This window comes from Stenotrophomonas sp. (assembly GCF_036662295.1).
In the GTDB taxonomy this organism is placed as follows: Bacteria; Pseudomonadota; Gammaproteobacteria; order Xanthomonadales; family Xanthomonadaceae; genus Stenotrophomonas.
This window is the reverse complement of the sequence record NZ_JAVWXA010000007.1, coordinates 7,097-19,796: the sequence shown is the minus strand read 5'-3', so window position 1 is coordinate 19,796 and position 12,700 is coordinate 7,097. Positions and strand designations below refer to the sequence as shown.

The 12,700-nt window shown below is 69.5% G+C and carries 9 protein-coding genes; 4 read left to right on the top strand and 5 right to left on the bottom strand.

All coding sequences use genetic code 11. The annotated features are described in order from the left end of the window. Positions 1 to 1,141: 1,141 nt before the first annotated feature. Positions 1,142 to 3,259, bottom strand: coding sequence for a M13 family metallopeptidase (locus tag RSA25_RS02580; RefSeq protein ID WP_332807361.1), 2,118 nt, complete (start codon positions 3,257 to 3,259; stop codon positions 1,142 to 1,144). A 284-nt stretch (positions 3,260 to 3,543) separates the two neighbouring features. Between RSA25_RS02580 and RSA25_RS02575 the strand changes: the two genes are divergently transcribed. After that, on the top strand, positions 3,544 to 6,495 hold the full coding sequence (locus RSA25_RS02575) for an EAL domain-containing protein (protein ID WP_332807360.1): 2,952 nt from the start codon (positions 3,544 to 3,546) through the stop codon (positions 6,493 to 6,495). Positions 6,496 to 6,519: 24 nt separating this feature from the next. Here RSA25_RS02575 and RSA25_RS02570 read toward each other — a convergent pair whose 3' ends face one another. Further along, a complete protein-coding gene (locus RSA25_RS02570) occupies positions 6,520 to 7,401 on the bottom strand; it encodes a LysR family transcriptional regulator (protein ID WP_332807359.1) in 882 nt (293 codons plus the stop codon). Positions 7,402 to 7,538: 137 nt separating this feature from the next. On the opposite strand from RSA25_RS02570, the gene RSA25_RS02565 reads away from it, so the two are divergent. After that, positions 7,539 to 8,333, top strand: coding sequence for a class III extradiol ring-cleavage dioxygenase (locus RSA25_RS02565; protein ID WP_332807358.1), 795 nt, complete (start codon positions 7,539 to 7,541; stop codon positions 8,331 to 8,333). A 132-nt stretch (positions 8,334 to 8,465) separates the two neighbouring features. Further along, on the top strand, positions 8,466 to 10,109 hold the full coding sequence (locus RSA25_RS02560; protein ID WP_332807357.1) for a Na+/H+ antiporter: 1,644 nt from the start codon (positions 8,466 to 8,468) through the stop codon (positions 10,107 to 10,109). Between the two features lie 245 nt (positions 10,110 to 10,354). Here the strand turns inward: RSA25_RS02560 and RSA25_RS02555 are convergent, their stop codons facing one another. Further along, positions 10,355 to 10,606, bottom strand: coding sequence for a DUF3297 family protein (locus RSA25_RS02555; RefSeq protein ID WP_332807356.1), 252 nt, complete (start codon positions 10,604 to 10,606; stop codon positions 10,355 to 10,357). 138 nt (positions 10,607 to 10,744) lie between these two features. On the opposite strand from RSA25_RS02555, the gene RSA25_RS02550 reads away from it, so the two are divergent. Continuing rightward, positions 10,745 to 11,287 carry a hypothetical protein gene (locus RSA25_RS02550; RefSeq protein WP_332807355.1) on the top strand — a complete coding sequence of 181 codons (543 nt, stop codon included), beginning with the start codon at positions 10,745 to 10,747 and terminating at the stop codon, positions 11,285 to 11,287. Between the two features lie 26 nt (positions 11,288 to 11,313). On the opposite strand, the gene RSA25_RS02545 is transcribed toward RSA25_RS02550, so the two are convergent. Continuing rightward, positions 11,314 to 11,586 carry a DUF4031 domain-containing protein gene (locus RSA25_RS02545; RefSeq protein ID WP_332807354.1) on the bottom strand — a complete coding sequence of 91 codons (273 nt, stop codon included), beginning with the start codon at positions 11,584 to 11,586 and terminating at the stop codon, positions 11,314 to 11,316. Positions 11,587 to 11,600: 14 nt separating this feature from the next. Continuing rightward, positions 11,601 to 12,104, bottom strand: a complete 504-nt coding sequence (locus RSA25_RS02540; RefSeq protein ID WP_332807353.1) for a hypothetical protein — start codon at positions 12,102 to 12,104, stop codon at positions 11,601 to 11,603. Positions 12,105 to 12,700: the final 596 nt, after the last annotated feature.

Sequence of the window (12,700 nt, the reverse complement as noted above, 5' to 3'; positions counted from 1 at the left end):
GAGCGCTATCGGCGGTCGTTTGGGAACCGACCCTACCGGCGTCGTTTCCCAGACGGGTGCACGCGGGGGAGCCGGCCGGCCGTGGTGGGCATGATCTTTGGCGCGGGGGTGTTTTGCCGTGCCGGTCAGTGTGATCGGCATCCGATTGGGAACCGATCCATTGGTAGGGTCGCTCGCCAGACGACTGCACGCGGGGTGTCCCGGCCGTGGGTGGGCATGACCTTTGCCGAAGGGGTGCGTTGCCGTTGTGTGTGGCCGCGGCTTGCGTCGGCCGAGGTCATGCGTTCGTCGTGCCGATGAGCGCTATCGGCGGTCGTTTGGGAACCGACCCTACCGGCGTCGTTTCCCAGACGAGTGCACGCGGGGGAGCCGGCCGGCCGTGGGCGGGCATGATCTTTGGCGCGGGTGTGCTTTGCCGTGCCGGTCAGTGGGATTGGCAGCCGATTGGGAACCGATCCGTTGGTAGGGTCGCTCCCCAGACGACTGCACGCGAGGTGTCCCGGCCGTGGGTGGGCATGACCTTTGCCGCAGGGGTGTTTTGCCGTGCCGGTCAGTGTTGTCGGCAGCCGATTGGGAACCGATCCATTGGTAGGGTCGCTCGCCAGACGACTGCACGCGGGGTGTCCCGGCCGTGGGTGGGCATGACCTTTGCCGAAGGGGTGCGTTGCCGTTGTGTGTGGCCGCGGCTTGCGTCGGCCGAGGTCATGCGTTCGTCGTGCCGATCAGTGGTATCGGTGGTCGTTTGGGAACCGACCCTACCGGCGTCGTTTCCCAGACGGATGCACGCGGCGTGTCCGGCAGAGGTCATGCGTTCGTCGTCCCGATCAGCGCTATCGGCGGTCGTTTGGGAACCGACCCTACCGGCGTTGTTTCCCGGACGAGTGCACGCGGCGCGCGTCGGCAGAGGCCATGCGTTCGTCGTGCCGATCAGCGGTATCGGCGGTCGTTTGGGAACCGACCCTACCGGCGTCGTGCAGTCGTACCGCCGTGCATCGACCCAGCGATCCGTACATTCGTGCATCGAACCATCGGTGCCGCCATCCATTCCTGCACCACGCATACACCCGGCTCAACGCCCCAAACAAAAAAACGGGCGCCGAAGCGCCCGTTTTCGTGTGTCACCGTCGCGCGGTGAAACCGCTCACCACACCTTGACGCGCTTGTCCGGCGCCAGGTACAGCGCCTGGCCTTCCTTGACCTCGAACGCCGGGTACCACGCGTCCAGGTTGCGCACCGTCAGCGCGCGGAACTGCCCCGGCGCGTGCACGTTGGTCAGCAGCGAGTTGCGCAGCGCCTGCTCGCGCGCCTTGCTGCGCCATGCCTGCGCGAAGCCCAGGAAGAAACGCTGGTCCGGGCTGAACCCTTCCAGCGTCTGCCCCGGCTTGCCCTGCAGCGACAGCTGGTAGGCGTCATAGGCCGTCGCCAGCCCCGCCACGTCGGCGATGTTCTCGCCCAGCGTCAGCCGGCCATTGACCGACACCCCCGGGAACGGCTGGTAGCTGCTGAACTGCGCCGCCAGCGCATCGCCGGCCGCGTTGAACTTCTTCAGGTCGTCGGCCGTCCACCAGTTCTGCAGCTTGCCCGTCTCATCGAACAGCGCCCCGGCATTGTCGAAACCGTGGCTGATCTCATGCCCGATCACCGCACCGATCGCACCGTAGTTGACCGCATCGTCGGCCGCACCGTCGAAGAACGGCGGCTGCAGGATCGCCGCCGGGAACACCAGCCGGTTTTCCAGCGGCACGTTCATCGCATTGATCGTCTGCGGCAGCATCGCCCACTCGCCGTGGTCCACCGGCTTGCCCAGCTTGGCGATGTTGCGCTCGTACTCGAACTGCTCGGCGCGCGCCGCGTTGCCCAGCGCGTCGTCGCGCTTGATCTCCAGGCCGGTGTAGTCGCGCCAGGTGTCCGGATAGCCCATCCCCACCTTCAGCCCGGCCACCTTGGCCTTGGCGTGCGCCTTGGTCTGCGGCGACATCCAGTCCAGCGCGTCGATGCGCTTGGCGAAGGCGGCGATGATGTTCCTGGCCATTTCATCGGCGCGGGCCTTGGTGGCCGGGTCGAAATGGCGCTCCACGTACAGCTTGCCGATCGCCTCGCCGACCGCATGGTTGCTGTCGTCCACCGCGCGCTTCCAGCGTTCGCTCTGCTGCGGGGTGCCGTTCAACGTCGTGCCGTGGAAGGCGAAGCGCGCATCGGCGAAGGCCTTGGGCAGGTACGGCGCGGCGCGGTCCAGCGCATGGAAGGCCAGGTAGTCCTTCCACACGTCCAGCGGCTCGGTGGCCACCAGCCGCGAGATGCCGGCCACGGCCTTGGGCTGCCACACGATGAAGTCCTGCTGCTCGCCCAGCCTGGCCCCCGCCAGGAAGGCGGCCCAGTCCATGCCCGGCGCCTTGGCGCTCAGGTCGGCCTGCTTCCAGGCGTTGGCGCCCTTGGCCACGTCGTTGGTTTCTTCCTGGGTGGCATGGGCCTGCGCGATCCGCGTTTCCAGCGCCAGGATGCGCTGCGCCTTGGCCGCCGGATCGGCAACCCCGGCCAGCTGCAGCACCTGGGCGATGTAGGCCTGGTACTGCTTGCGCAGCTCGGCCATGCGGCCGCCCTGCAGGTAGAAGTCACGGTCCGGCAGGCCCAGGCCGCCCTGCACCAGGTAGGGCGCGTTGCGGTCCGGCTGCAGCAGGTCCACCGACACCCACACCCCGAACAGGCGGTCGGTGTAGAAGTTGGTCGCATTCAGCAGGTCCACGTCCGCACGCAGGGTGCCGCCTAGGGCGGTGGCCAGCGCGGCCTTGTCAGTGATCCCGCCGATGGCGTCCAGCTCCGGCTTCACCGCGGCCACGCCACGCGACTCGATGCCGGCCTCGTCCATGAACGCGGCGTAGTAGTCGCCGATGAGCTTGGTTTCCCCGCTCGCCTTGGTATCGGCGGCGGCGCCTTCCAGGATGGCCCGCGTATCGGCCAGGGTCTTCTCGGCGATGACGTTGAAGCTGCCGTAGCTGGACCGGTCGGCCGGAATCTCGGTGTTCTTCACCCAGGTGCCGTTGGCGAAGCCGAAGAAGTCGTCGCCGGCGGCCACGCTGCGGTCCATCCCGGCCGCATCGAAGCCGAAACTGCCCAGCTGCGGCTTGGGCGCGGCCGGGGCGGCGGCGGTGTCCGGCGCGGTCGCGGCGGGGGCGGCCGGCTCGCGGTCGCAGGCGGACAGCCCCAGCGACAGGCTGGCGGCAATGGCAAGCATCAGGGTGGGGCGGCGCAGCATGGACATGGACTTCTCAGGCGACGGGAAAACCCCAAGTCTAATCCCCTGCGCCGGGCTTGTTACCCCCGTCACCGCGGGCCGGGCCGGCAACCGCCCGATCCGGCAATGCCGGCCCTTCCCGTGCCGCACGGGCTGGTGCATGCTGGCGGCCGAGGATCCGGTCCAGGCCCGGCCCCGGCAACAAGGTGCCGCCTGGACATCAAGAATCCCAGGCTTCGGCCGCTCAGGTTTGGGGAAACCAGGAAGCGTTTACGCATGAAGTCAGCCCATCGCAGCGGGAGTGGTCGGTAATGCCCGCGTTGAACCCCGCATTGGCGCGGCCACTGCGCACCATCGTGTGGCTGGGCACTGGCCTGGGCGTGCTGCTTGCGATCGGCCTGACGGTGATGCTGGCCAACGATTTCCAGCGCCGGCAGGAAGCCGCGCAGCGCCAGAGCTCGGCGCTGGCGGCCGGTTCGCAGCGCCTGCTGCGGCTGGAGCTGCGCAACCTGGAACGCGCCATGCTGGGCATCGCCGAGGACGGCGCGCTGCTGTTCGAGCGCGTGCCCGTGCAGGCCCCGGACCTGCTCGATGATGCGATCAGCGGCGTGCTGCAGCGCCATGCCGAGCTGGACAGCATCGTGGTGGTGGACCAGTACGGGCGCGCCTTGACCAGCGGCAGCGGCGACCTGTACCTGCCGCTGTGGGCGGTGGACGCCAACCGCGGCGTGGACAGCCGGCTGTACCTGGGCCCGCCGCAGCAGCGCAACGCCCAGCGCTGGGTGCTGCCGCTGGCGCTGCGCATGGGCGATGACCGCTGGCTGCTGAGCCGCCTGCACACCAGCGAGCTGCAGTCGATCATCGGTGGGCTGGACACCGGCGAGCACGGGGTCATCTCCATCACCGACAGCCAGGGCTACGTGCTGGCGCGCAGCCCGGACACGGTGGGGCTGACCGGCCAGCGCTTCCGGCTGGGCAACCGCGACATGCTGCGCCGCGATGCGGTGATCCCGCTGGGCATCGAGAGCAGCACGATCGACAACGTCGAGCGCATCTCCACCCTGACCACCCTGGGCCAGTACCCGATCGCGGTGTATGCCGGGCTGGGCCGGGAAGACGTGCTGGCGCCCTGGTGGCCCTACGTGCAGGCCTCGGTCGCGCTGTACCTGCTGTACTGGGGCATGTTCGCGCTGGTGTACGTCAGCCTGCGCCGCGCGACCCGCAGCCAGGATGTCCTGACCGAGGAGCTGCGCACCGGCCACGCCGAGCTGCTGCTGGCCCACCAGGTGGGCAAGGTCTGCACCTGGTACGTGGACGAGGACGCCGCGCTGCTGCGCTGGTCGCCGCTGGCGCGCGAGATTTTCGGCATCGACAGCGAGGGCGCGCCGGTAGCGGCGTTCTTCGCCCGCGTGCACCGCGAAGACGTGGAGCGCATGCAGCTGGCCTTCGACGATGCCTTCGCCGGCAACGGCGTGCTCGATGAGATGTTCCGCGTGGTACTGCCCGGCGGCGCGGTGCGCTGGGTGTCCGCGCGCGGCCAGCGGGTGGCGGTGGCCGACCGCCATCGGCGCATGATCGGCGCGCTTACCGACGTGAGCGAGCGCGTGCAGGCACTGGCGCGGGTGCAGCAGGCCGAGCGCCAGTTCCGCCTGCTGTTCGACCGCAACCCGGCCCCGTTCTGGGTGTTCGACCCGGACACGCTGCGCTTCCTGGAGGTCAACGAGGCGGCGGTGAAGCAGTACGGTTACAGCCGCGAGGAATTCCTGGCGATGAGCATCCTGGACATCCGCCCGCGCGAAGGCTGGGATGAGATCCGCGGTGCCATATCGCGCGCCACGCTGGGCGATGCGCAGGACGCACAGGTGCGCATGCACCGGCGCAAGGACGGCACCCTGTTCGAAGTGCGCGCGCACCTGGCGCGGCTGGATTTCGACGGGCGCCAGGCGTGCCTGGTGCTGGCCGAGGACATCAGCGACCGCCTGGCCTACGAGCGCGACCTGGCCTACCACGCCACCCACAACCCGGCCACCGGCCTGCTCAACACGCGCGCGCTGGCCGCCCAGCTGGACGAGGAGGGCGGCAGCTACACCATCGCCTACGTGCAGTTCCGCGGCCTGCAGCTGGTGGCCGATACGCTTGGCCGCGAAGTGGGCGAGGTGGTGCTGCAGGCGATGGCCAAGCGCCTGGGCGGGCTGGGCACGCGCTATGGCCTGCTGGCCTTCCAGCCGGCCGAAGACTTCATCTTCGCCATCCGCGACGACCACGAGCGCCAGACCGCGCTGGATACGCTGGTACAGACCGTGTCCGAGCCGGTGCGCGGGCAGGACTGGCTGCACCAGTTCGAGCCGCGGATCGGCGTGGCGGTCAAGTTCGACGGCGACAACGTGCCCGCCGAACAGATCATCGGCATGGCCGCGCAGGCGGCCCATGCCGCGCGCGACGACGGCAGCGTGATCGCCTGGTTCGACAACACGGTGACCTCGCGCCTGGCCGAACGGCTGCGCCTGGCCGGGCGCATCCACAGTGCGATCGACAGCGAGTTCCAGCTGTATTTCCAGCCCATCTGCCATGCCGCCGATGGCAGCCCGGCGGCGCTGGAGGCGTTGCTGCGCTGGCCGCAGGCCGATGGCAGCTTCATTCCGCCCGGCGAATTCATCCAGCTGTGCGAAGACACCGGCCTGATCCTGGCGCTGGGCCGCTGGGTGATCCGTGCGGCCGCGCAGGCGCAGCGCCAGCTGGCCGATGCCGGCTGGGCACTGCCGATCGCGGTGAATGTCTCGGCGGTGCAGTTCTTCAACAGCGACCTGGTGGCCGAGTTCGCCCGCGCCAGCCAGGAGTTCGGGCTGGAGCGCGGCGCGCTGCAGGTGGAACTCACCGAAAGCAGCCTGATGCGCAAGCCGGCCCAGGCCAAGCTGACCATGCAGCGCCTGCACGAGCAGGGCATCTGCATCTCGCTGGACGACTTCGGCACCGGCTACTCGAACATGTCCTACCTGCAGCACCTGCCGCTGGACATCCTCAAGATCGACCGCAGCTTCGTGGCCGACGTGGAGACCAACCCGCGCAACGCCTCGATCTGCCGCGCGCTGCTGTCGCTGGGCCACAGCATGGGCCTGACGGTGATCGCCGAGGGCGTGGAAACCCCCGGGCAGCACCAGTGGCTGGCCGCGCATGGCTGCGACCAGGTGCAGGGCTACCTGCTGGGCCGGCCCTCGCCGCTGGCGCAGGTGATCGCGCGGCTGGAGACGGCCGAGGCGCTGTGACGCCGGCCGCCGCCGCCGCCGGCCTCAGGCCAGCGCTTCCACCAGGTAGTCGATGAAGCTGCGCACCTTCGGGGCAAGGTGGTTGCGGCTGGTGTAGACGGCGAAGATGCCGATCGGTGCCACGTCCCAGGCCGGCAACAGGCGCTCCAGGCGGCCATCGGCGAGCGCCTCGGCGACCAGGAAGTCCGGCTGCAGGATGATGCCCATCCCGGCCAGCGCCGCCTCGCGCAATACCTCGCCGTTGTTGGCGCGCAGGCCGCCCTGCACGGTCACCCCCACCTCGCCCTCCGGCCCGCGCAGCGTCCAGCGGTCGCCGTCGCCCCAGTAGCTGTAGCCCAGGCATTCGTGCCCGGCCAGGTCGTCGGGATGCTGCGGGCGGCCGTGCACCGCCAGGTAGGCCGGGGCCGCGCACAGGGTGATGCAGGTGTCGGCCAGCTTGCGCGCGATCAGCGCCGGGCCGGGCTGGCGGGTGATGCGCAGGGCCACGTCGAAGCCTTCCTCGACCATGTCCACCAACCGGTCGGACAAGGACAGCTCCAGCGTCACCTGCGGGTGGCGCGCACGGTAGCCGGCCAGCAGCGGTGCCAGCCGCGCGATGCCGTAGCTGACCGGTGCATTGATCCGCAGCAGCCCGGACGGGGCCAGCGCCTGCGCGCCGATGCCGGCTTCCAGCGCATCGAACTGGGCCAGCAGCTGCACGCACTGCGCGTAATAGGCTGCGCCGGTGCTGGTCGGGCTGACCCGCCGCGTGGTGCGGTTGAGCAGGCGGGTGGACAGGCGCTTTTCCAGCGCGGCCACCTGCCGGGTGACCCCGGCGGTGGACATGTCCAGCGCCTGCGCGGCCGCGCTGAAGCCGTTGCGCTCGACCACCGCCACGAACACACGCATCGCTTCGAGGGTGTCCATTGTTTCAGGTCCTGGAATAAACAGCGTCGGCTGATCGTATTTATCACGGTGCGTGCGCGCAATAACCTGTGCGCCTTCCCCGCGCGCCCGGCGCCGCCGTGTCACCCTCCTCCGCCTGCGCCCCCTTGGAGCCTGTGATGTCCGTCCTGCCTTCGCTGTACATCTCCCACGGTTCGCCGATGACCGCGCTGCATCCCGGCCAGGTAGGCGAACGGTTGGCCGCGCTGGCCGCGCAGTTGCCGCGACCGCGCGCGATCGTGATGGCCTCCGCGCACTGGCTGACCCACCAGCCGGCCGTGGGCGCGCACCCGCAACCGCCCACCATCCATGACTTCGGCGGCTTCCCGCAGGCGCTGTTCGAGCTGCGCTACCCCGCCCCCGGCGATCCGGCGCTGGCCGCCGAGATCGCCGCGCGGCTGGATGCGGCCGGGCTGCGCGCGGCCATCGATCCGGCGCGCGGCCTGGACCACGGTGCCTGGGTGCCGCTGCGCTTCCTCTACCCGCAGGCCGACATCCCGGTGATCCCGCTGGCGATCCAGCCGCGGCTCGGGCCGGCGCACCAGTTCGCCCTTGGCCGCGCGCTGGCCCCGTTGCGTGCGCAGGGCGTGCTGCTGGTCGGCTCGGGCAGCATCACCCACAACCTGCACGACTGGGGCAACTACGCCGCCGGCAAGGAGGCCCCGTACGTGCGGCCCTTCATCCAATGGGTGGAGCAGCGCCTGCGCGCCGACGACAGTGCCGCGCTGCTGGACTATCGCGCGCGCGCACCGCATGCGGCGCAGGCCCATCCCACCGATGAGCACCTGCAGCCGCTGCATTTCGCCATGGGCGCGGCCGGAGGCGAGGCGCTGGGCGCGCAGCGCATCGACGCCGGCATCGATGCGGGGTTCCTGGCGATGGACATCTATCGCTTCGACGGGGCGGTGGCATGAGTCTGCTGCTGCACCCCGACTGAGCCGGCCACGCCCGGGCATGCGCGCGGGCGGGAGGGTGTGTTAGTTTTTTTGCAGTTTCCGGCGCCGGCTGCCTGCAGCCTCCCCCTCGCGCCGTCCACTGGGAAATGCATGCATACCATTGAAGTCGTGCTGGCGATGCTGGTGGCCGTGGTGGCCAGCGGCTACCTGGTCCGGGTATTGCCGTTGTCCGTGCCGCTGCCGTTGGTGCAGATCGGGCTGGGCGCGGTGATCGCCGGGGTGTTCAACCGTGGCCACGCGCTGGAACCGGAGATGTTCTTCCTGTTGTTCCTGCCGCCGCTGCTGTTCCTGGATGGCTGGCGCATTCCCAAGCAGGGCCTGTTCCGCGACAAGGGCGTGATCCTGGAGCTGGCCTTCGGGCTGGTGGTGTTCACCGTCATCGGCGCCGGCTTCCTGATCCACTGGATGATCCCGGTGATGCCGCTGGCGGTGGCCTTCGCGCTGGCGGCGATCATCTCGCCCACCGATCCGGTGGCGGTCGGCTCGATCGCTTCGCGCGCGCCCATCCCCAAGCGGCTGATGCACATCCTGGAAGGCGAGTCGTTGTTGAACGATGCCTCCGGCCTGGTCTGTTTCCGCTTCGCGGTGGCGGCGGTGATGACCGGCAGCTTCTCGCTGGCCACCGCCTCGCTGACCTTCCTGTGGGTGGCCCTGGCCGGTGTGGCGATCGGTGCGGCGGTCACCCTGGGCGTATCGACCTTCCAGCGCTGGTTGTGGCGGCGCTTCGGCGAAGAACCGGGCGCGGCGCTGCTGGTCAACCTGCTGATTCCCTTCGCGGCCTACCTGCTGGCCGAAGAAGCCAACGCCTCGGGCATCCTGGCCGCGGTGGCCGCCGGCATCACCATGAGTTACGTGGAGCTCACCGGGCGGGTCTCGGGCAGCATGCGCGTGCAGCGCGCGGCGGTGTGGTCGATGCTGCAGTTCAGCTTCAACGGGATCATGTTCGTGCTGCTCGGCGAGCAGTTGCCGGGGATCGTCGAGCGCGCCATCACCACCGTCAGCGAGAGCGGCCACCACAGCGCCTGGTGGTTGCTGGTGTACGTGGTGGTGATCAACTTGGCGCTGGTGCTGCTGCGGCTGGCATGGGTATGGCTGTCGCTGCGCTGGAGCGTGCTGCGTGCGCGCCATCGCGGCGAGGCGCGGCCGGGCACCTCGTGGCGGATCGTGGTGGCCACCTCGCTGGCCGGCGTGCGCGGGGCGATCACCCTGGCCGGCGTGCTCACCCTGCCGCTGTTCCTGCCCGATGGCAGCGCGTTCCCGGCGCGCGACCTGGTGATCTTCCTGGCCGCGGCGGTGATCCTGGTGTCGCTGGTCGGGGCCAGCGTGGCGCTGCCGCGGCTGCTCAAGGGGCTGGAGCTGCCGGCCGACTCGGGCGAGCGCAAGGCCGAGGACCTGGCCCGCCGGCTGGCCTCCAAGGCCGCCCTGGCCGGGGTGGAGCGCATGCGCCAGCAGCTGGTGCAGAACCAGACCACCGAGAACGTGCAGCTGTACAACGACGCGGCCTCGCGGGTAAGCCTGCTGTACCAGCGCAACCTGGAAAAGGACGACGGCCCGGATGCGGACCCGGAGAAGGTGCAGCGCATGGAGCAGGGCTACCGCCAGCTGCGCGGCGCCGGCCTCACCGCCGAACGCGAAGAGCTGTTCCGCCTCACCCGCCGCGGCACCATCTCCGACGAGGTCTCGCGCAAGCTGATCCGCAACCTCGACCTGCTCGAAACCCGCCAGCGCGATTGACCGCCAACCGCACGCGGGGGGTAGAGCCACCCCATGGGTGGCTGACGCAGACCAACACCCCAGGGTAGAGCCACCCCATGGGTGGCTGACGCAGACCAACACCCCACGGTAGAGCCACCCCATGGGTGGCTGACGCAGACCCACCGAAGCGCAGCCACCCATGGGGTGGCTCTACCAGGCCTGGCCGAAGCGCAGCCACCCATGGGGTGGCTCTACCCCCCCGGGCCACGCGGCCCGGCGCCGGATCAGGCCTCGGGCTTCTGGTCCAGGTAATAGGCCACCACGGTGCCCTTGATCTTGATGGTCATCGGGTTGCCGCGGCGGTCGCGGGCCTTGCCGGCCTGGACGCGGATCCAGCCTTCGCTGACCGAATACTCTTCGACGTTGTCGCGCTCGACCTCGTTGAAACGGATGCCGACCCCGCGCTCCAGCGCGGCCGCGTCGTGGAAGGGGCTGGTCGGGTTGATCGCCAGGTGATCGGGAGGGGTATCGCTCATGGTCATTCAGTCGTGACGGCCAACACGGCCATCTTCCAGGCGCACAGGATAAACCGCAGCGCCGCCGCTGCCGAATTTCGCTTCCTGCCAACGCCGCTGCACGGCAGAATGCCCGCCTGCCTCGAGGAACTACCGGCCATGCCTGACAACAGCGACTATTTCGACTTCGAAGAAGACGAGCGCGATTTCGACGAAGACGATTTCGAGGCGCGGATCTGGAACCTGTTCGTGCTGATCAATCCCGGCGACGAGGAACTGGGCCTGCAGCAGTTCAACCGCTGGCGCGAGGCGGTGCTGGAGGCCGGCGAGGAGATCGACGAGGAGGCCGACTGGCTGCCGCCGCTGATGGCGGCCATCGCCTGGCAGTCGGGCTTCGAGGTGGATCGCGGCGATGCCGATGCGCTGGTGTCGGCGGTCAACGAGCTGTCCGCGCGCTGGAACCTGCAGCTGGACTGGGGCGGCGACCTGGACGATGAGGACTTCGCCGCCGCGGCCGATGCGCCGGTGCTGATGGCCACCGCCTACGACCGCCTGCGCGAGCACAACTATTCGCTGTGGAGCGTGGACACCGGCGAGGGCGGCCTGGCCGGCTGGATGGCGCTGAGCCGCGACGATGACGCGATGCTGGCGCTGTGCTCGCTGCTGGGCGTGGAAGTGCGACCGGGCAGCGACCCGTTCTGAGGCGGGGGCCGACCCGCGGTCGGCACCTACCGGTATTGGCGGCGTGCGTTGGCGATGACCGCTTTGACGAGCACGCGGTCGGTATGCCGCGAGATGGCCTGCGCGCCCAGCGCGATCGCCTGCAGGCGCAGCGCGGCGGGTACGTCGTAGTGGGCGCCGCTGGGGCGGTTCTGGAAGGCCCGCCGGGGGATGCCGAGCTGCGCCGCCATGGCGTGCAGCTCGGCCAGGGTGTCGGCCATCAGATGCGCCCAGCGCTCGCCGCGCCAGGGGTGTACCGCATCGTCGACATAGACCGTCACCGGATCGCCGTGGCTCAGGCCTGCGGCTTGTCGTCGCTGGCGGCCGGGGTGGCCTCGGCGGCGGCATCGCTGCTGGCGTCTTCGACGACCTGCGCGTCTTCGGCCTCGTCGCCGCCTGCTTCGCCGTCCTCGCCTTCCACGCCTTCAAACTCGGACACCAGCGTGGCCAGGTAGTCGTCGGCGGTCTTGCCTTCATCGGCGGCCAGGTCGTCGATCAGCTGCTGCAGCTGGGTGGAGTACTCCAGGTTGACCTTGCGGCCTTCCTTTTCCTGCACGTTGGACAGGTGCTTGAGCATGGCCAGCATCGGGATCGGGTTGTCCGCGTTGCCCATGGTCTGCCCGCCGATGGCCAGCAGCCATTCGGTGCCCTGCAGGCCGATCGCGGCCACCACCTGGCCCTCTTCGTTGGTCAGCACGGCGTGGTTCTGCACCGGCTGCTGGGCGTTGAGGCGGTTGATCGGGCGCTTGGGCTGCTGCTTCTTGCGCTTGTCGCGCTTGGCCTTGGACTGCTTGGACATGGTGGCGTCTATCTGTAACGGGAAAGACCGCCATTGTAATGGCGGTTGGCCGAAGGCGTCGGCCCTTCCGGTCGTGCCCCCTCGAGTGCAGCCCCCGCGGTAGGGTCGGGTCCCAACCGACCGCCGATGAACGGGCCACGTCCGGGAACGCATGACCGCCATCGGCATGGCATCCAGGAACGGTCATTCCGCCGCAGCCAACCCACGGTAGGGTCGGGTCCCAACCGACCGCCGATGAACCTGCCACGTCCGGGAACGCATGACCGCCATCGGCATGGGGCACGGCAACGGCCATGCCGTCGAAGGTCATGCCCACATCGAACGTTGCCCATCCGCGTGCAGTCGGCTGGGGCGCGACCCTACCAAGGCGCGGCGTCCGCATCGTCCGGGCGTACGGCGGTCAACAGGGTGCGGCGCGTTCATCGTCCGGCGGGCAGACGCCTGCCCCACCGAACGCAACCCCGCGGTAGGGTCGGGTCCCAACCGACCGCCGATGAACGGGCCACGTCCGGGAACGCATGACCTCCACCGGGATGGCATCCGGCAACGGCCATGCCGTCGAAGGTCATGCCCACATCGAACGTTGCCCATCCGCG